The following is an 18,579-nucleotide window of genomic DNA, read 5'->3' as shown; positions in this document are numbered from 1 at the left end:
GTGAAACAGGTCGTACAGAACTACAAGAGCGGTGAGCTGGCGCTGCTCGACGTGCCGGCGCCGGGGTGCAAGCCGGGGGGTGTGCTGGTCCGGAGCGCCTACTCGCTGATCTCGACGGGCACCGAGCTGATGAAGGTGTCCGAGGCGGGCATGTCGATGGTGGGCAAGGCCCGCTCGCGGCCGGACCAGGTGGCCAAGGTGGTGCAGAGCGTGGCCGCCAACGGGGTGCCCGCCACCTACCGCAAGGTGATGGGCAAGCTGGACTCGTACACGCCGCTGGGCTACTCGCTGTGCGGGGTGGTCGAGCAGGTCGGCGCCGGTGTCGACGACGTGAAGGTCGGCGACCTCGTGGCCTGCGCAGGCAACGAGCACGCGTTGCACGCCGAGCTGAACTGGGTGCCGAAGAACCTCTACGCGCCGGTGCCCGACGGCCTCGCGGCGCGGCACGCGGCGTTCGGCACCGTCGGGTCGATCGCGATGCAGGGTGTGCGGCAGGGCGAGTCGCGGCTCGGCGAAGTGGCCCTGGTCGTCGGTCTCGGGCTGATCGGGCAGCTGGTGGTGCAGCTCCTCGCCGCCTCGGGGGTCCGCGTCGTCGGGGCCGACCCCGACCCGGTGCGCTGCGAGCTCGCCGAGCGTCTGGGCGCAGCGGCCTGCGGCGATCCCGCCTCGGCGGCCGTGGAGAACGCCGTCGCCGAACTCACCGACGGCCACGGCGTGGATCAGGTGTACCTCGCCGCCGGCGGCGGCAGCAACCAGCCCGTCGAGCTGGCCGCCCGGCTGAGCCGGGACCGCGGCCGGGTCGTCGACATCGGCAAGTGCCGTCTGGACCTGCCGTGGAACGCGTACTACGAGAAGGAGCTCGACGTCCGGTTCTCGCGTTCGTACGGGCCCGGGCGCTACGACCCGGCGTACGAGCTGGAGGGGCGGGACTACCCGATCGGCTATGTGCGCTGGACCGAGCGCCGCAACCTGGCGTGCTTCCTCGACCTCGCCGCCCGCGGCCGGGTCGACGTGGAGCCCCTGATCTCCCACATCGCCGACTTCGACGACGCCGTCCAGACGTATCAGCGCCTGAAGGACGGCGAGTTGAAGGCGGTGGCCGTGCTGTTCCGGTACCCGGGGCAGGAGGAGGCGGCGCACACGGCGGCGGTCCCCTCGGTGACCGTGCCCGCGGTGACCGCGCCCGCGGTGCGCCGGGGCACGGCGGCGTCCTCCCCGGCCCGGGCCGCGGGGGCGCCGGTGCGGCTGGCGTTCGTCGGCGCGGGGAACTACGCGACGTCGATGCTGCTGCCGCATCTGGCGCAGCGTGAGGGCGTCGAGCTGTCCACGGTCGTCACCACGACGGCGCTGTCCGCGGCCAACGCGCAGCGCAAGTTCGGCTTCGCCGCGGCGACCACCGATCTCGACGCGGTGCTCGGCGACCCGTCCGTCGACGCGGTGTTCGTGGTCACCCGCCACAGCTCGCACGCCGAACTCACCCGCAAGGCGCTGCTGGCCCGCAAGACGGTGTTCGTGGAGAAGCCGCTGGCGCTGTCCGAGGACGAACTCGCCGGTGTGCTCGCCGCGGTGGAGGAGTCCGGCAACGACCGGCTGCAGGTGGGCTTCAACCGCCGCTTCGCGCCGCTGCTCACGGAGGCCCGCAAGCGTTTCGGGGCCCGGACCGGACCGGCGAGCCTGCGCTACCTGGTCAACGCGGGCCGTCTCGATCACGGCAGCTGGTACCTGAGGCAGGGCACCGAGGGTTCGCGGTTCGCCGGCGAGGGCGGCCACTTCATCGACACGGCGAGCTGGCTGCTGGACGCCGATCCGGTCTCGGTGTACGCGACGGCCGCGCCCGGCAACGAGGACCTCCAGGTCGTGCTGCGCTACCCGGACGGGTCCACCGCCACCGTCAGCTATGTCACCACCGGCGCGCCCGGCTTCCCCAAGGAGACGCTGGACCTGGTCGCGGACGGGAAGGTGCTGCGGCTCGACGACTTCGTCCGCGCCTCGGTCTACGGGCGCAAGCGGTGGGTCAGCTCGCGGCTGCCCAAGGCCCGGGACAAGGGCCAGTCCGCCGAACTGGCCGCGTTCGTGCGGGCCGTGCGGACCGGCGGGCCGATGCCGGTGCCGCTGGAGTCGCTGGTCGCCACGACGACGGCCACCCTCGCCGTGCAGACCGGTATCGCCGGCGGCGCGCCGGTGACGCTGGCGGGCGCGCGATGACCATGAGCGCGGGCTGGTACCTGCGGCGGCTGTCCCGGATGGGGCCGCAGGAGGTCGCGGGCAGGGTGGGCGACGCGGTGCGCCGGCGCCGTTGGCGGTCGGCGCCGCCCGACTGCCCGCGCGTGACCGGGGCCAGGTTCACCGCGGTCCTGCCGGCCGGGACGGTCGCCGCCGTGCCCGCCGACGCCGTGAAACGTCTCGTCGCCGAGGCGGACCGGCTCATGGACGGGCACGCCGAGTACTTCGGCGTGGTCCGCGACGACCTGACCGCCCCCGACTGGTGGCGCGACCCCAGAACAGGGCGCCGGGCTCCCGGGGGGTACGCCTTCGACGTGCCGTACCGCAGCGAGGACGCGGTCGGGGACATCAAGCAGATCTGGGAGCCGTCCCGGCACCAGTACCTCACCCAGCTCGCGGCCGCCTACGCGGTCACCGGGGACGAGCGGTACGCCGAGCGCGTGGCCGAGCACCTGCGGTCCTGGTGGGAGACCAACCCGCCGTTGCGCGGCGTCCACTGGATCAGCGGCATCGAGCTGGGCATCCGGCTGCTGTCCTGGGTGTGGATCCGCCGGCTGCTGGACGGCTGGTCCGGCGCGGCCCCCCTGTTCGAGGACAACCCGGTGGCGCTCAACCAGATCTGGCACCACCAGCGCTGGCTGGCGGCCTTCCCCAGCCGGGGATCCTCGGCCAACAACCACGTCATCGCGGAGGCCGCCGGTCAGTTCGCCGCGGCCTGCGCGTTCGGCTGGTTCCCCTCGTCGGGGCGCTGGCGGGCCGACGCGCTGAAGTCGTTGGAGCGGCACCTGCGCGGCAACACCTTTGTCTGCGGCCTCAACCGTGAGCTGGCGACCGAGTACCACGGGCTCGTGCTCGAGCTCGGCCTGGCCGCCGTGGCCGAGGCCGACGCCGCCGGCGTACCGGTCCCCGCGTCTGTCCGTCTGGTGCTGCTGCGGATGAGCGACGCGCTCGCGGCCGTCGTCGACAACCGGCTGCGGCCGCCGCGTCAGGGCGACGCGGACGACGGTCACGGCCTGGTCGTGGACGGCGCGGGCACCGACCGCTGGGGTTCGCTGCTGGCCACCGGGGACGCCGTGTTCGGCCGGCTGGCCTGGTGGCCCGAAGTCACCGGCACCGACGTGCGCACCCCGCTGCTGGCCGCGCTCGTCGCACGCACCGAGCCCTCCACGCGCCGTCCGGCGCGGAGGCCGGCGCACTTCGCCGACGCGGGCATGACCATCCTGCGCGGGCCCGGGGAGATCTGGTGCCGCTGCGACGGTGGTCCGCACGGCTTCCTGTCCATCGCCGCGCACGCCCACGCGGACGCGCTGTCCGTGGAGGTCCGGCACGACGGGATCGACGTCCTCGCCGACCCGGGGACGTACTGCTACCACGGCCAGCCCGAGTGGCGGCGGTACTTCCGCTCGACCCTCGGTCACAACACCCTCCAGCTGGACGGCGCCGACCAGTCCGTCTCCGGCGGGCCGTTCCTGTGGACCCGACACGCCAGGACGCGTGTCCTGACCGTGGACTCCGGCGATGACGTGACCCGCTGGAGTGCCGAGCACGACGGCTACGAGGGCTCCGTGCACCGCCGCCGGGTGGAGCTGACGCCCTCGAGCGGGGAGCTGCGGGTGGTCGACGAGGTGCGCGGCCCTCGGCGGGCCGTGCGTCTGGCGTTCCACCTCGGTCCGGCGATCACCGCGGAGCTGGCGGGGAACCGGGCGCGGCTGACCTGGACCCGGGACGGCGAGGACCGCTCCGCGGTGCTCGACCTGCCCGGAGAGCTGACGTGGGAGGCGCACCGCGGGGAGAGCGAGCCGCCGCTGGGCTGGTATTCCGCCGGCTTCGGGCGCAAGGAGCCCGCCACCGCGCTGGTGGGCGCCGGCTTCACCGACGGCGCGGAGGGCTTCACCACCGTGCTCAGGTTCCAGGGTTAGGGAGGGGAGGGCGCGTGGGGATCAGGTGGCGGCGCCGGGCTCTGCCGGCGGCATCGCTGGCGCTGGCGCTGCTGACGGCGACCGGCTGCGACGGCGGGACGACGGACGCGACGCCGAGACCGACCGCCGCGCCCTCCGCGCCCCCGGCGTCCGCGGCCCGCGTGTGCGCCGAGCCCGTCGCCGGGCCGGCGAAGGCGCCGGCGGGCGCGGTGACGGTCGACCCCGCGGTGCCCGGCGACCTGGCCGCGAAGACCGAGAGCAGTCCCCCGCACTCCACCTTCTGGCTGCGGCCGGGCAGGCACACCCTCCTGTCGAACCGCTACGACCAGGTGATCCCCAAGGAGGGCGACGTCTACGTGGGGGCGCCGGGCGCGGTGCTCGACGGACGGCGGAGCAACCACTACGCGTTCGGCGGCGCCGCCGTCGACGTCACCATCCGCTCCCTGACCGTGCAGAACTTCGTCGCGCCCCGGGACGAGGGCGTGGTCAATCACGACTCGGCCGACGGATGGGTGATCGAGCACGCGACGATCCGGAACAACTCGGGCGCCGGGCTGATGGCCGGAGCCCGCCAGCAGGTCCGCGCCAGCTGCCTGCGCGACAACGGCCAGTACGGGATGAACGCGTACAAGGCCGGCGATGTCAGCGGCCTGGTGGTCGAGGGCAACGAGATCGTGGGCAACAACACGGACGACTGGGAGCGGCAGCGGCCGGACTGCGGCTGCAGCGGGGGCGTCAAGTTCTGGGCCGTGAACGGCGCGGTCGTACGCGGCAACTGGGTGCACGGCAACCGTGGGACCGGGCTGTGGGCGGACACCAACAACAACGACTTCCTCATCGAGGGCAACCTGATCGAGGGCAACGACGGTGCGGCGCTGATCTACGAGATCAGTTACAACGCGATCATCCGGAACAACACGATCCGGCGGAACAACTGGGTCGAGGGCCGCGCCTACGCGGCGGCCGGCGACACCTTCCCCTTCGCGACGGTCTATGTCTCCGAGTCCGGGGGCGAGCCTCGGGTCCGGGCCCGGACGGACAAGATCGAGATCTATCGGAACGTGCTGGAGGACAACTGGTCCGGGATCACCCTGTGGGAGAACGCCGACCGGTTCTGCAACAGCCCGGCCAACACCTCGTCCGGTGACTGCACGTTGCTGGTGAAGAACACCGGCAGCTGTGTGCAGCCCGCGATCGCCGAGGAGCCGCTGTACTCCGACTGCCGGTGGAAGACCCAGCGGGTGGACATCCACGACAACCGCTTCGTGCTGGACAAGTCCGTCGTCGGCTGCACGGCGAAGTGCGGCCTGATGGCGGTGCTCTCCAACTACGGCACCTATCCGGACTGGTCGCCGTACCAGGGCGAGCGGGTGGCGGAGGCGATCACCGACCGGCAGCACAACCGCTGGCACGACAACGTCTACGTCGGACCGTGGACCTTCGTCGTCCATGACGCGAGCCGGACGGTGAACGTCAAGGAGTGGCAGGCCGCGCCGTACCGGCAGGACGCGGGCAGCGCCTTCCGCGCCAAGGACGGTGGGTGAGATGAGGTCCGCGAAGACCCGCACCGACCCCACGTCGAAGATCGTCGCGACGGTCTGGGGACTGCTCGTGCTCAACACCCTCGGCTCCGCCGGGGCCGTGACCATCGTCCCGCTGCCCCGCTCCCTGATCCAGATGGTCACCATGGGCTCGCTGGTCGCCGCGTTCGCGCTGGCGCTCCTGGTCAACCCCCGGGTGCGCATCCGGCCCAGCGCCTACGTGTTCCTGCTCACCCTGCTGCTGGTGCCGAGCCTGATCTCCAGCGTGCACCAGGGGGCCGGACTCGGCGCGCTGTTCCGCTGCTTCCGGCTGGCTCTCTTCGTGTGCACGCTGTGGCTGCTCAGCCGCTGGTGGGACGGCGGTCCGACGTTCGTCCGGCACCACATCCGGATGTACTTCGCGGTGCTCGGGTCGGTGGCCGCGGGCCTGCTCGTCTCACCGGGCGCCGCCATGCCCGACCTCTACGGCGGGCGGTTGGTGGGCGCGCTGTGGCCGCTCACCCCGCCGCAGATCGGTCAGTACGCCGCGGTGATCACCGGGCTGACCGTGCTGCTCCTCCTGGGTCGCCGGACCGACCGGACGAGCGCGGCGGTGGTCGTCGTGCCCTCCCTCGCCCTGCTCGCGCTGACCCACACCCGCACGGCCACACTCGGGCTGATCATCGCGCTGGTGCTGGCGATCACCTCCCTCGTGCTGACCAGCGCCGCCGCCCGCCGGGTCTTCTCCTGGGCGGTGCTGTGCGCCGCGGTGGCCGCGGTGGGGTTCAGCTCCGCGGTCCAGGCGTGGTTCCTGCGCGGGCAGAGCCAGGAGAACTTCGCCAGCCTCACCGGCCGGGCCAAGGTCTGGCACGCCCTGCTGGCGGCGCCCCGCACGACCTCGGAGCACCTGTTCGGCACGGGTCTGGGCGACAAGTCGTTCGGCGGGCTGCCGATCGACAACAGCTGGCTGGCCGTCTACAACGAGCAGGGCGTGACGGGCATCGCGCTGGTGGCGGCGATCATCATCGTGCTGGGCGGCGTCGCGTTGCTGCGGCCGCCGTCGCTGTCGAGGGCCTGCGCGATCTTCCTGATCAGCTACTGCGCGATCGCCTCGTACACCGAGGCCGGTCTCGGGGACGCCTCGCCGTATCTCCTGCATCTGGCCGTGGCCGCCTCACTGCTGGCGGCGCCCGCCGAACCCGCTCCCCCGCCGGGGCCCGAAGTCCCCCGGCGTTCCGTCCCGCGCTGGGCCCGTACATCGGAGGTGACCTGAGCATGCACGTCCTCGTGGTGCACAACCGCTACGCCTCGGCGCAGCCGAGCGGGGAGAACAAGGTCGTCGACCAGGAGGTGGCGCTGCTGCGCGGGGCCGGACACCGGGTCGGGCTGTTCGAGCGGCGCAGCGACGACATCGCCGCCCGGTCGTTGCCGGGCAAGGCCGCGATACCGCTGCTGGTGCCGTGGAATCCGGCGGTCCGCAGGGAACTCGCCGCGCGGCTGCGTGCCGAGCGGCCGGACGTGGTGCACGTCCACAACGTCTTCCCGCTCCTGTCGCCCGCGGTGCTGGCGGCCTGCGCCGACGCCGGTGTGCCCGCCGTCGCCACGCTGCACAACTACACGCAGGTCTGCCCGCCCGGCACGCTGCAGCGGGACGGCCGTCCGTGCACCGAGTGCGTCGGGTCCGCGCCGCTGCCCGCCGTCCGGCACGGCTGCTACCGGGGCTCCCGGCTGGCGACGGCGCCGCTCGCGATCAGCCTGTCCGTCAACCGGCGGCGCTGGTGGTCCGGCGTGGAGCGGTTCTTCTGCATCTCCGCGGCGCAGCGCGACGTGCTGGCGCGGGCCGGCATGCCGGCCGAGCGGCTGGCGGTGAAGCACAACTTCGTGCCCGATCCGGACGAGCGCCGCGTGGGCGACGGCGAGCATCTGCTCTACCTCGGCCGGCTCGCGGAGGCCAAGGGCGTGCGGCTGCTGATGGCCGCCTGGGACGAGGTCGCCGCCGGCGGCGGGGTGGGCGTGCCGCTCGTGATCGCCGGCACGGGTCCGCTGGAGCGGGAGGTGGCCACGTGGGCGGCGGGCCGCGGCGACGTGCGGTACGTCGGCCTGTACGACTCGGCGGAGTGCCGCAAGGCCGTCGCCCGGTCGGTGGCCGTGGTGGCCCCCTCCACGTGGCTGGAGGCGTTCGGCCTGGTGGTGGTGGAGGCGATGGCGGCCGGGGTCCCGGTCGTCGCCGCCGGGCACGGCGCCTTCGTCGAACTCGTCGAGGAGGGGACGACGGGGCTGCTGCACCGGCCGGGCGAGGCGGCCTCGCTCGCGTCGTGTCTGCGCCGGATCGCGGACGGATCGGTCCGCAACCAGGAGATGGGCCGGGCGGCCCGGCGGCGGTACGAGCAGGGCTTCAGCCCGGCCGTCGGCCTGGAGCGCCTGGTGGAGGGGTACCGCACCGCGATCGCGGGTCGGACGGAATCAATGGGGGGCAGTAGATGACACGATGCCGACTGTGCGGCTCGGCGGCGCTGGCGAGCGTCGTCGATCTGGGGGCGACCCCGCCGTGCGAGAGTTTCCTCGCCGCGGACCGGCTGGACGATCCGGAGCCGGCGTACCCGCTGCATCTGCGGGTGTGCACCGACTGCTGGCTCGCGCAGATCCCTCCGCTGATCACGCCGGAGGAGACGTTCAAGGAGTACGCGTACTTCTCCTCGTTCTCGACCTCGTGGGTGGAGCACGCGCGGACGTTCGTCGCCGACGCCGTGGAGCGGGTGGGCCTTCGCCCCGACGCCTTCGTGGTCGAGGTCGCGAGCAACGACGGATACCTGCTGAGGCATGTGGTGGACCGGGGGATCCGCTGCCTCGGCGTCGAGCCCTCGGTGAACGTGGGGGCCGCGGCACGGGACGCGGGGGTGCCCACGCTCACCGCGTTCCTGGACCCGGCCACCGGCGCGGCCGTGCGCGCCGAGCACGGTCCGGCGGACCTGGTCGTGGCCAACAACGTGTACGCGCACATCCCCGACGTGGTCGGGTTCACCGAGGGGCTGCGCTCGCTGGTCGCCGACGACGGCTGGGTCTCGATCGAGGTGCAGCACCTGCTGACCCTGATCGAGGAGAACCAGTACGACACGATCTACCACGAGCACTTCCAGTACTACACGGTGGCGTCCGCGATCCGGGCGCTGGCGAGCGGCGGACTCACGCTGGTGGACGTCGAGTTGCTGCCGACGCACGGCGGCTCCATCCGGCTGTGGGCGAGGCCCGCGGAGGCGGCGGGCGAGCCGACCCGGCGGGTGGCGGAGGTGCTGGACCGGGAGAAGGCCGCCGGGCTGCAGGAGCTGTCCGGGTACACCGAGTTCTCCGCCCGGGTGGCCAAGGTGCGCCGGGACCTCCTCAAGTTCCTCATCGAGGCGGCCGAGCGCGGCGAGACGGTCGTCGGCTACGGCGCCCCGGGCAAGGGCAACACCCTGCTCAACCACTGCGGCATCCGGCCCGACCTGCTCCCCTACACGGTCGACCGCAACCCCTACAAGCACGGCAGGTTCACCCCGGGCACCCGCATCCCGATCCTGGCGCCCGAGCAGATCGCGCTCGACCGGCCGGACTACGTCCTCGTCCTCCCGTGGAACCTGCGGGCCGAGCTGGTCGAGCAGCTGTCGTTCGTGCACGCCTGGGGCGGCCGACTCGTCTTTCCCATACCGGAACTGAGCATCGTCGAGGTCACGTCATGAAGGTCGTACTGTTCTGCGGCGGATACGGGATGCGGATGCGCAGCGGCGCCGCGGACGACGTGCCCAAGCCGATGGCGATGGTCGGCCCGCGGCCGCTGATCTGGCACGTCATGCGCTACTACGCGCACTTCGGGCACAAGGAGTTCATCCTGTGCCTCGGCTACGGAGCCCACCACATCAAGGACTTCTTCCTCAACTACGAGGAGACGACGTCCAACGACTTCGTGCTGCGGGGCGGGCGGACCGAGTTGCTGTCCACCGACATCGCGGACTGGACGATCACGTTCGCGCAGACCGGCATCGAGTCGCCGATCGGGGAGCGGCTGCGCCGGGTGCGGCACCACCTGGACGGCGACGAGATGTTCCTCGCCAACTACGCCGACGTGCTGACCGACGCCCCGCTGCCGGAGATGATCGACAACTTCGCCCGGCGTGACGCCGGCGCGTCGATGATGGTGGTGCCGCCGCAGTCCTCGTTCCACTGCGTGGATCTGGGCGAGGACGGCCTGGTGGGGGGCATCACCGCGGTGAGCGACATGCCGCTGTGGGAGAACGGCGGCTATTTCGTGCTCCGCCAGGAGGTCTTCGACCACATCCCGCAGGGCGGTGACCTGGTGGCCGACGGTTGCGCCCAACTGGCCAAGCGCGGGCGGCTGGTGGCGCACCAGCACCGCGGCTTCTGGAAGCCCACCGACACGGTGAAGGAGCGGGCGGCGCTCGACGACGCCTACACGCGGGGCGAGCGTCCGTGGGCCGTGTGGGAACGGGACGGCGCCGGGGCGAGCGCCGGGGCGGGGGCCCTGTGATCCGGCTCGGCGCCCGGCGGCCGGAGCGGATCGTCGCGGTGGGCGCGCACTGCGACGACATCGCCATCGGCGCCGGCGGCACCCTGCTGACGCTGTGCCTCGCGCGGCCCGGCATCCGCGTCGACGCGCTGGTGCTGTCCGGCGGCGGGACCGACCGGGAGCAGGAGGAGCGGGCCGCGCTCGCCGCCTTCTGCCCGGGCGCCGATCTGCGGCTGACCGTGCACAAGCTGCCGGACGGCCGGCTGCCCGCGTACTGGGAGGAGGCCAAGGCCGCGGTCGAGGAGCTGCGTCTGGGGAGCGACCCGGATCTGGTCCTGGCCCCGCGCACCGACGACGCGCACCAGGACCACCGAGGCCTGGCGCAGCTGATACCCACCGCGTTCCGCGACCACCTGGTCCTCGGCTACGAGATCGTCAAGTGGGACGGCGACCTCGGCCGTCCGACGGCCTACCAGCCGCTGACGACGGAGACCGCCGAGCAGAAGGTGCGGCTGCTGCAGGAGCACTACCCCTCGCAGCGGCACCGGCCCTGGTACGACCGGGAGGCCTTCCTCGGGCTGGCCCGGATCCGCGGCATCGAATGTCATACGCGCTACGCCGAGGCGTTCGCCGTCACCAAACTCACTCTCGACCTGGGGGAATGAACCATGCGCGTACTGCTGACCGGACACCAGGGCTACCTGGGAACCGTGATGGCGCCCGTGCTCGCGGCCGCCGGGCACGAGGTCGTCGGTCTCGACGCCGGCCTGTTCGCCGACTGCGTGCTCGGCCCGGCGCCCGAGGACCCGCCGGGGCGCCGGGTGGACCTGCGCGACGTCACGGCCGAGCACGTGGCCGGGGTGGACGCCGTGATCCACCTGGCCGCGCTGTCCAACGACCCGCTGGGGGCGCTGGCGCCGGACCTCACCTACGACATCAACCACCACGCGTCCGTGCGGCTGGCCCGGCTGGCCCGCGAGGCCGGGGTGCGGCGCTTCCTGTACGCGTCGACCTGCTCCGTGTACGGCGCCGCCGGCGGCGACGAACTCGTGGCCGAGGACGCCCCGTTGCGCCCGGTCACCCCGTACGCGGAGTCCAAGGTGCGGGTGGAGGACGACCTGCACGCGCTCGCCGACGGCGACTTCAGCCCGGTGTTCATGCGCAACGCCACCGCCTTCGGCTTCTCGCCCCGGCTGCGCGCCGACATCGTGCTGAACAACCTGGTGGGGCACGCCCTGCTGTCCGGGGAGGTGCTCGTGCTCTCCGACGGCACGCCCTGGCGCCCGCTGGTGCACGCCGCCGACATCGCGCGGGCCTTCGCGGCCGCGCTGGTCGCGCCGCGCGAGGCGGTGCACGACCGGGCGTTCAACATCGGCAGCGAGACCAACAACGTCACGGTCGCCGAGATCGCCGAGCAGGTCGCCGAGGCGGTGGCCGGCTCCAAGGTGGTGATCACCGGCGAGAACGGGGCCGATCCGCGGTCCTACCGGGTGGACTTCTCCCGGTTCCGCGCCGCTGTTCCCGGCTTCGACTGCGAGTGGACGGTGAAGCGGGGCGCGCTCGAACTCGCCGACGCCTACCGCGAGCACGGGCTGACCCGGGAGGCCTTCGAGCAGCGTTTCACCCGGCTCGCAGTGCTGCGCGCGGCCTCCGACGCCGGCGCCGTCGACGACACCCTGCGGTGGCGCCGATGACCGTGGCCGGCGAGGAGATGCACGCGCTGGTGGAGCGGCTGTACCCGCTGTGCCGGAGCATCACCGGCGACGGTGTGCGCGCCACCTTGGACATCGTCGGCGAGTACGTCCCGCTGCAGGTGCACGAGGTGCCGACGGGGACGCAGGTGCTCGACTGGACGGTGCCGCAGGAGTGGAACATCCGGGAGGCGTACATCGCCGACGCCGCCGGGAAGCGGGTCGTCGACTTCGCCGCGTCCAGCCTGCACGTGCTCGGCTACAGCGTGCCGGTGTCGGCGACCATGCCGCTGGCCGAGCTGCGCGCCCACCTGCACACGCTGCCGGAGCACCCGTCCTGGGTGCCCTACCGCACCAGTTACTACAAGCCGGAGTGGGGGTTCTGCCTGGCCCAGGAGACCCTGGACGCGCTGCCGGACGGCGAGTACGAGGTCCGCGTCGACTCCACGCTCACCGACGGCCACCTCACCTACGCCGAGCACGTGGTCCCCGGGCAGGTCGCCGACGAGGTGATCGTGTCCTGCCACGTCTGCCACCCGTCGCTGGCCAACGACAACCTGGCCGGCGTCGCGGTGGCGGTGTTCCTCGCGCGGGCGCTGGCGGAGCGGACCCCGTACTACACCTACCGGTTCATCTTCGCGCCCGGCACCATCGGGGCGATCACCTGGCTGGCCCGCAACGCGGAACGGGTGCGGCGGGTCAAGCACGGGCTGGTGCTGGCCTGCGCGGGCGACCGGGGACATCTGACGTACAAGCAGAGCAGGCGCGGCGACGCGGAGATCGACCGGGTGCTGCGCCATGTGCTGGCCGTCTCCGGACGCCCGCACGACGTCAAGGAGTTCACCCCGTACGGCTACGACGAGCGGCAGTACTGCTCGCCGGGATTCGATCTCGGCGTGGGCTCGCTCAGCCGGACCCCGTACGCGGGCTACCCCGAGTACCACACCTCGGCGGACAACCCGGACTTCGTCACCCCGGAGGCGATGGAGGACACCCTCGCCGTGTGCAGCGAGGCGTTCGCCGTCCTCGACCGCAACCGGTGTTACGTCAACCTCAGCCCCTACGGCGAGCCGCAGCTGGGCAGGCGCGGGCTGTACGACTCGCTCGGCGGCCGCAGCGACGCGAAAGAGGCCCAGATGGCCATGCTCTGGGTGCTCAGCCTCTCCGACGGCCGGCACAGTCTGCTGGACGTCGCCGAGCGGTCCGGGCTGCCGTTCGACACCGTCGCCGCGGCGGCGGACGCCCTGCACGACGCCGAGCTGATCAAGGCATGACGCCGATGACCGCCGGGGAGGAGGAGGCGACGGCGCCGGCCGGGTCCGCCAGACGGGCCGTCGTCGGCCGGCTGTCCTGGGGGCTGGCCGACCAGGCCGCCTCCAGCATGACCAACTTCGCGGTGGGGATCTATGTGGCCCGCTCGTTGGGCGTGACCGCGTTCGGCGTGTTCAGCCTGGCCTGGCTGACCTACGGCGTGGTGCTGAACGTCGCCCGCGGGCTGGCCACCGATCCGCTCGTGGTGCGTTTCAGCGGCGTGCCGGAGGCGACGTGGCGCGCGGCGGCCGCCCGGTCGTCGGGCGCCGCGCTCGGCGTCGGCGCCGCCCTCGGCGCGGTGTGCCTGCTGGTCGGGCTCGGCCTCGGCGGCCGTGTGGGGCCCGCGTTCGCCTGCCTCGGCGTGGTGCTGCCGGCTCTGCTGCTGCAGGACGCCTGGCGGTTCGCGTTCTTCGCCGCCGGCGCCGGACGCAAGGCGTTCGTCAACGACCTCGTGTGGGGCGTCGCGCTCGTCCCGGCGATGGTGGTGGCGGCCCGCGTGGACAGTGTCGCCGCGTTCGTGCTCGCCTGGGGCGCGTCCGCCGCGGTGGCCGCGGGGTACGGCTGCCTCCAGTCCGGGATCCGGCCCCGGACGAGCAGGACGCGCGGCTGGCTGCGCGAGCAGCGCGACCTCGGCTACCGGTACCTGGTCGAGAACGTCAGCCTCAGCGGCGCGAGCCAGCTGCGGGCGTACGGGCTCGGCGCGATCGTCGGCGTCGGCGCGGTGGGCGCGGTGCGGGGCGCGGAGCTGCTGCTCGGCCCGTTCCTCGCCCTGCTGATGGGCCTGTCGCTGGTCACCGTCGCGGAGGCGGCGCGCGTGCTGCGGCGGGCGCCGCACCGGCTGAGCCGGTTCTGTCTGCTGCTGGGAGGCGGGCAGGCGGCCGCCGCGCTGCTCTGGGGCGGGGCGCTGCTGCTGATGCCGGACCGGGCCGGCGCGTTCGTGCTCGGCGACGTGTGGCCCTCCGCCTCGCAGCTCATCGTGCCCGCCACGCTCGGCGTCGCCGGCGCCGGCCTCGGCACCGGCGCGGCGGCCGGGCTGCGGGCGCTCGCAGCGGCCCGGCGCAGCCTGCGCTGTCAACTGTTCGCCTCCGCCTGCTACGTCGGCGGCGGACTCGGCGGGGCGGCCGTGGCCGGCACGGTCGGCTCGGCCTGGGGCGTCGCCGCCGCGACCGTCGGCAGCTCGGCCGTGTGGTGGCTGCAGCTGCACTCGGCGTCGCGCGAGCGCCACCGGAACACCACCAGCGAAGTGAGGACCTCATGACCGCCCACCCCAGGCTGAGCATCGGCCTGCCCGTGTACAACGGCGAGGAGTACCTGGCCGAGTCGTTCGACGCCCTGCTCGGCCAGACCTACGAGGACTTCGAGCTGGTCGTCTCCGACAACGCCTCGACGGACGGGACCGAGGACATCTGCCGCCGGTACGCCGCGAAGGACTCGCGCATCCGCTACATCCGGCTGCCCCGGAACATCGGCGCAGCCCCGAACCACAACTACGTGTTCACCGAGTGCCGCGGCGAACTGTTCAAGTGGGCCTCGCACGACGACCTGTACGCGCGGGACCTGCTGCTGCGCTGCGTGGAGGCGCTGGACGAACGGCCGGACGTGGTCCTCGCGCACAGCGGCCAGGCGGTCATCGACGGCGACGGCCGGGTGAAGGTCCCCTACGAGTACGGGCTCGCCACCGACTCGCCGCACGCGCCGGAGCGCTTCCGCAGCCTGCTCTTCGAGCCCGGCGGCGACGACTTCTACGGGGTGATGCGGGCCGACATGCTTCGCCGGGTGAAGCCGCACGACAGCTACCACCACGCGGACCGCACGTTCGTCGCCGAGATCACCCTGCACGGGCCCTTCCACCAGGTGCCCGAGCTGCTGTACTTCCGCCGCGACCATCCCACCCGCGCCGAGCGGGCGAACCCGTCCAAGCGGTCCCGGTGCGTCAACCTGGACCCCCGCCGGGCAGGTCCGCTGCACCCGACGCCCCGGCTGCTCGCCGAGTACGTCTGGGGCTTCGTCTCGGCGATCCGGCGGGCGCCGCTGTCCCCGGCCGACCGGCGTGCCTGTTACGGCCACCTGGCCTCGTGGATGACCAGCCGGGTCCGGCCGGGCGCCGGCGAGCGGGTGGAGGACCGCGCCCCGGTCGATCCGGCCCGGCTCACCGTGTCCGTCGACGCACTCGTCGCCGGCCGCGAGGGGCGGCGGTCATGACGTCCGCGGGCGAAACGCCGGTGCGTGTCGGGGTGTTCGGGCTGCTCGGCTCCGGCAACCTCGGCAACGACGGGTCGCTCGAGGCGGTGCTCGGGTACCTCCGCGCGCGGCACCCGGAGGCGGTCGTGGACGCGCTGTGCGGGGGACCCGAGGTCGTCGAGGACCGGTACGGGATTCCCGCGACGCGGCTGCACTGGTACCGCGGGGAGTACCGGACCGCGTCGCGTGCGGGCGCGATCGCCGGGAAGGGGCTGGGCAAACTCGTCGACGCCTTCCGCACCGCCGCCTGGGTGCGCCGGCACGACGTGGTGATCGTTCCGGGCATGGGCGTCCTGGAGGCCACGCTGCCGCTGCGGCCGTGGGGCTTCCCGTACGCGCTGTTCCTGCTCTGCGCGAGCGGCCGGCTGTCCGGCGCCCGGGTCGCGCTGGTCGGCGTCGGCGCCGCCCCGATCGCCAACCGGTCGACCCGGGCGCTGGTGCGCCGGTCGGCGCGGCTCGCCGCCTACCGGTCCTACCGGGACGTCCAGTCGCGCGACGCGATGAGGGCGATGGGCGTGGACACCGCACGCGACGAGGTCCACCCGGACCTCGCGTTCGCCCTGCCGGCGCCGCCGGCGGACGAGCCCTCGGGGCCGCCGGGGCTCGTCTGCGTCGGCGTGATGGACTTCCACGGCGGCGACGACGACCGCGACCGCGCCGAGGAGATCCACCGGCGCTACCTGGACGGGACGACCCGTTTCGTCCGCGCGCTGGTCGAGGACGGCAGGCCGGTACGGCTGCTCACCGGCGACGCCTGCGACGCGCCGGTGGTCACGGCGATCCTCGACGCGGTGGACTCGCCGCTGGTCACCGCCGCGGAGACGGCCTCGCTCGCCGATCTCATGAAGGAGACGGCGGCTGCCGACGCCGTGGTGGCCACCCGCTACCACAACCTGGTCTGCGCACTGAGGGTCGGCGCCCCGACGCTCGCACTCAGCTATGCGGCCAAGAGCGACGCGCTCATGGCGGAGATGGGTCTCGGCGCGTACTGCCATCCGGCGCGCGAGGTCGACGCCGACCGGCTGCTGGAGCAGTTCCGGTCGCTGGAGCGGCGATCGGCAAAACTGCGGCAGACGCTCGCCGAGCGGAACCGGGCCGCCGCCCGGCGACTCGACGACCAGTTCACCGCCCTGACCGCGGCCCTGTTCCCGTCGCCCGGCCGCACCCCCGACACCGACGACGACCACGACACCGACCCCGACCACGCCCGGGCTCAGGCCCGCACCCGGCAGGAGACTCCGTGAAAGCGATCGAAGTCCCGGAGATCTCCGGCGCATACCTGTTCGAGCCGACGCCGTACGCGGACGAGCGCGGCTTCTTCTGCCGCACCTTCGACGCCGACGTGCTCCGCTCGGTGGGCCTCGACCCGGACGCCTTCGTCCAGGACAGCCTGTCCCGCTCGGCCGGCGGCGTGCTGCGCGGCCTGCATCTGCGCTCCGGCGCCGGCGAGGCCAAGCTGGTGCGCTGCTCGTACGGAAGGATCTTCGACGTCGTCGTGGACCTGCGGCCCCACTCGCCGACCTTCCGCAACGTGGCCTCCTTCGAGCTGTCCGGCGACACGCAGACGACCCTGTACATCCCGGCCGGGTGCGCGCACGGCTTCCAGGCGCTGACCGAGACCGCCGACACCTCGTACCGGATCGACCGCCCGCACGATCCGGCCGAGGACGTGACGATCGCCTTCGACGACCCGGAGCTGGCCGTTCCCTGGCCGCTGCCGGTCACATCGATGTCCCAGCGGGACCGGGAGGCGCCGAGCCTCGCCGAAGTCCTGAAGCACAAGGAGAGTTGAGGCCGGCGTGGACACCGAAGACACCGCAGAGCTCCTCCTGCCCCGGTCGCGGGCGGCGAACGAGCGACTGCACGCCCTGATCCCCGGGGGCGCGCACACCTACGCCAAGGGCGACGACCAGTACCCCGAGAACCTGGCCCCGGTCATCAGCCACGGCCGGGGCGCCCATGTGTGGGACGTCGACGGCAACCGGTACGTCGAGTACGGCTCCGGACTGCGCTCGGTCAGCCTCGGCCACGCCCACCCCCGGGTCGTCGAGGCGGTGCGACGGCAACTCGACCGCGGCAGCAACTTCGTCCGGCCGTCCGTCGTGGAGGTCGAGGCCGCGGAGCGCTTCCTGGCCACCGTGCCGACCGCCGAGATGGTGAAGTTCGCGAAGAACGGCTCCGACGCCACCACCGCCGCGGTGCGCCTGGCCCGCGCCGCCACCGGACGCCGGCGGGTGGCCCTCTGCGCCGACCACCCGTTCTTCTCCACCGACGACTGGTTCATCGGCACCACGCCGATGTCGGCCGGCATCCCGGACGCCACCAACGAGCTCACCGTCGCGTTCCCCTACGGCGACCTGGCCGCCACCGAGGAGCTGCTGGCCCGCCACCCCGACGACATCGCCTGTCTGATCCTCGAGCCCGCGACCCACACCGAGCCGCCGCCCGGGTACCTCGAAGGTCTGCGTGAACTGGCCGACCGGCACGGCTGCGTCCTCGTCTTCGACGAGATGATCACCGGCTTCCGCTGGTCCGAGGCGGGCGCCCAGGGCCTGTACGGCGTCGTCCCCGACCTCTCCACGTTCGGCAAGGCCCTGGGCAACGGGTTCGCCGTCTCCGCGCTGGCCGGACGCCGTGACCTGATGGAGCAGGGCGGGCTGCGCCACTCGGGCGACCGCGTGTTCCTGCTGTCCACCACGCACGGTGCGGAGACGCACTCCCTGGCGGCCGCGATGGCGGTGCTCGACACCTACGCCGAAGAGGGTGTCACCGCGCGGCTGCACTCCCTCGGCGAGCGGCTGGCCACCGGTGTCCGCGACGCCGCTGCCGGCATGGGCGTCGGCGACCACGTCGTCGTCCGGGGCCGGGCCAGCAACCTGGTCTTCGCCACCCTGGACGAGCACGGGCGGCCGTCGCAGGAGTACCGCACCCTGTTCCTGCGCCGGCTCCTCGCGGGCGGTGTGCTGGCCCCGTCCTTCGTGGTCAGCAGCGCGGTCAGCGACGCCGACATCGATCACACCGTCGACGTGGTGGCCCAGGCGTGCGCGGTGTACCGCAAGGCCCTGGACGCCGGTGACCCCAGCCCCTGGATGGCCGGACGTCCGGTCAAGCCCGTGTTCCGCCGCCAGGCGTGACACGGGCCCGGCACGGTGTGGCCCGGCCGGGCCGTGACG

The 18,579-nt window shown here is 73.1% G+C and carries 15 protein-coding genes; all 15 read left to right on the top strand.

Annotation, left to right across the window (positions count from 1 at the left end; genetic code table 11):
• The 15 genes from ACH4ZA_RS03895 to ACH4ZA_RS03825 are packed head-to-tail and all read left to right on the top strand — an operon-like array spanning window position 1 to window position 18,540.
• Window positions 1-2,205, top strand: a complete 2,205-nt coding sequence (locus tag ACH4ZA_RS03895) for a bi-domain-containing oxidoreductase (RefSeq protein WP_398427861.1) — start codon at window positions 1-3, stop codon at window positions 2,203-2,205.
• Window positions 2,202-4,142, top strand: coding sequence for an alginate lyase family protein (locus ACH4ZA_RS03890; RefSeq protein ID WP_398427860.1), 1,941 nt, complete (start codon window positions 2,202-2,204; stop codon window positions 4,140-4,142). Before ACH4ZA_RS03895 ends, ACH4ZA_RS03890 begins: the two co-directional genes overlap by 4 nt.
• Before the next feature lie 14 nt (window positions 4,143-4,156).
• On the top strand, window positions 4,157-5,686 hold the full coding sequence (locus tag ACH4ZA_RS03885) for a right-handed parallel beta-helix repeat-containing protein (RefSeq protein ID WP_398427859.1): 1,530 nt from the start codon (window positions 4,157-4,159) through the stop codon (window positions 5,684-5,686).
• Window position 5,687: 1 nt separating this feature from the next.
• Complete coding sequence (locus ACH4ZA_RS03880) at window positions 5,688-6,935, top strand: O-antigen ligase domain-containing protein (RefSeq protein WP_319281589.1); 1,248 nt, start codon at window positions 5,688-5,690, stop codon at window positions 6,933-6,935.
• A 2-nt stretch (window positions 6,936-6,937) separates the two neighbouring features.
• On the top strand, window positions 6,938-8,146 hold the full coding sequence (locus ACH4ZA_RS03875; protein WP_319281587.1) for a glycosyltransferase: 1,209 nt from the start codon (window positions 6,938-6,940) through the stop codon (window positions 8,144-8,146).
• Entirely contained in the window at window positions 8,143-9,378 is a 1,236-nt protein-coding gene (locus tag ACH4ZA_RS03870) for a class I SAM-dependent methyltransferase (RefSeq protein WP_319281585.1), read from the top strand. The genes ACH4ZA_RS03875 and ACH4ZA_RS03870 overlap by 4 nt, the downstream gene beginning before the upstream one ends.
• Window positions 9,375-10,184: a glucose-1-phosphate cytidylyltransferase gene (locus tag ACH4ZA_RS03865; protein ID WP_319281583.1), complete on the top strand. Its 810-nt coding sequence runs from the start codon at window positions 9,375-9,377 to the stop codon at window positions 10,182-10,184. Before ACH4ZA_RS03870 ends, ACH4ZA_RS03865 begins: the two co-directional genes overlap by 4 nt.
• Window positions 10,181-10,828, top strand: coding sequence for a PIG-L deacetylase family protein (locus tag ACH4ZA_RS03860; protein ID WP_319281581.1), 648 nt, complete (start codon window positions 10,181-10,183; stop codon window positions 10,826-10,828). Before ACH4ZA_RS03865 ends, ACH4ZA_RS03860 begins: the two co-directional genes overlap by 4 nt.
• Before the next feature lie 3 nt (window positions 10,829-10,831).
• A complete protein-coding gene (locus tag ACH4ZA_RS03855) occupies window positions 10,832-11,857 on the top strand; it encodes an SDR family oxidoreductase (RefSeq protein WP_319281579.1) in 1,026 nt (341 codons plus the stop codon).
• Window positions 11,845-13,128 carry a DUF4910 domain-containing protein gene (locus ACH4ZA_RS03850; RefSeq protein WP_398427858.1) on the top strand — a complete coding sequence of 428 codons (1,284 nt, stop codon included), beginning with the start codon at window positions 11,845-11,847 and terminating at the stop codon, window positions 13,126-13,128. Before ACH4ZA_RS03855 ends, ACH4ZA_RS03850 begins: the two co-directional genes overlap by 13 nt.
• Window positions 13,125-14,423: a hypothetical protein gene (locus ACH4ZA_RS03845; RefSeq protein ID WP_398427857.1), complete on the top strand. Its 1,299-nt coding sequence runs from the start codon at window positions 13,125-13,127 to the stop codon at window positions 14,421-14,423. Before ACH4ZA_RS03850 ends, ACH4ZA_RS03845 begins: the two co-directional genes overlap by 4 nt.
• On the top strand, window positions 14,420-15,367 hold the full coding sequence (locus ACH4ZA_RS03840; protein ID WP_319281360.1) for a glycosyltransferase family 2 protein: 948 nt from the start codon (window positions 14,420-14,422) through the stop codon (window positions 15,365-15,367). The genes ACH4ZA_RS03845 and ACH4ZA_RS03840 overlap by 4 nt, the downstream gene beginning before the upstream one ends.
• A complete protein-coding gene (locus ACH4ZA_RS03835) occupies window positions 15,364-16,650 on the top strand; it encodes a polysaccharide pyruvyl transferase family protein (protein WP_398427855.1) in 1,287 nt (428 codons plus the stop codon). The genes ACH4ZA_RS03840 and ACH4ZA_RS03835 overlap by 4 nt, the downstream gene beginning before the upstream one ends.
• Window positions 16,647-17,198: a dTDP-4-dehydrorhamnose 3,5-epimerase gene (gene rfbC, locus ACH4ZA_RS03830; protein WP_319281362.1), complete on the top strand. Its 552-nt coding sequence runs from the start codon at window positions 16,647-16,649 to the stop codon at window positions 17,196-17,198. The genes ACH4ZA_RS03835 and rfbC overlap by 4 nt, the downstream gene beginning before the upstream one ends.
• 7 nt (window positions 17,199-17,205) lie before the next feature.
• Entirely contained in the window at window positions 17,206-18,540 is a 1,335-nt protein-coding gene (locus ACH4ZA_RS03825) for a glutamate-1-semialdehyde 2,1-aminomutase (RefSeq protein ID WP_398427854.1), read from the top strand.
• Window positions 18,541-18,579 lie beyond the last annotated feature (39 nt).

Origin of the sequence: Streptomyces sp. NPDC020597, assembly GCF_044335095.1 — a bacterium.
Classification (GTDB): domain Bacteria; phylum Actinomycetota; class Actinomycetes; order Streptomycetales; family Streptomycetaceae; genus Streptomyces.
The sequence above is the reverse complement of the archived record's forward strand: the minus strand, read 5'-3'. Positions and strand labels throughout refer to the sequence as shown.

Coding starts and splice junctions, on each gene's coding strand:
- ACH4ZA_RS03890 (WP_398427860.1), top strand. CDS start 2,202: ATGACCATGAGCGCGGGCTGGTACCTGCGGCGGCTGTCCCGGATGGGG.
- ACH4ZA_RS03880 (WP_319281589.1), top strand. CDS start 5,688: ATGAGGTCCGCGAAGACCCGCACCGACCCCACGTCGAAGATCGTCGCG.
- ACH4ZA_RS03875 (WP_319281587.1), top strand. CDS start 6,938: ATGCACGTCCTCGTGGTGCACAACCGCTACGCCTCGGCGCAGCCGAGC.
- ACH4ZA_RS03870 (WP_319281585.1), top strand. CDS start 8,143: ATGACACGATGCCGACTGTGCGGCTCGGCGGCGCTGGCGAGCGTCGTC.
- ACH4ZA_RS03865 (WP_319281583.1), top strand. CDS start 9,375: ATGAAGGTCGTACTGTTCTGCGGCGGATACGGGATGCGGATGCGCAGC.
- ACH4ZA_RS03855 (WP_319281579.1), top strand. CDS start 10,832: ATGCGCGTACTGCTGACCGGACACCAGGGCTACCTGGGAACCGTGATG.
- ACH4ZA_RS03845 (WP_398427857.1), top strand. CDS start 13,125: ATGACGCCGATGACCGCCGGGGAGGAGGAGGCGACGGCGCCGGCCGGG.
- ACH4ZA_RS03840 (WP_319281360.1), top strand. CDS start 14,420: ATGACCGCCCACCCCAGGCTGAGCATCGGCCTGCCCGTGTACAACGGC.
- ACH4ZA_RS03835 (WP_398427855.1), top strand. CDS start 15,364: ATGACGTCCGCGGGCGAAACGCCGGTGCGTGTCGGGGTGTTCGGGCTG.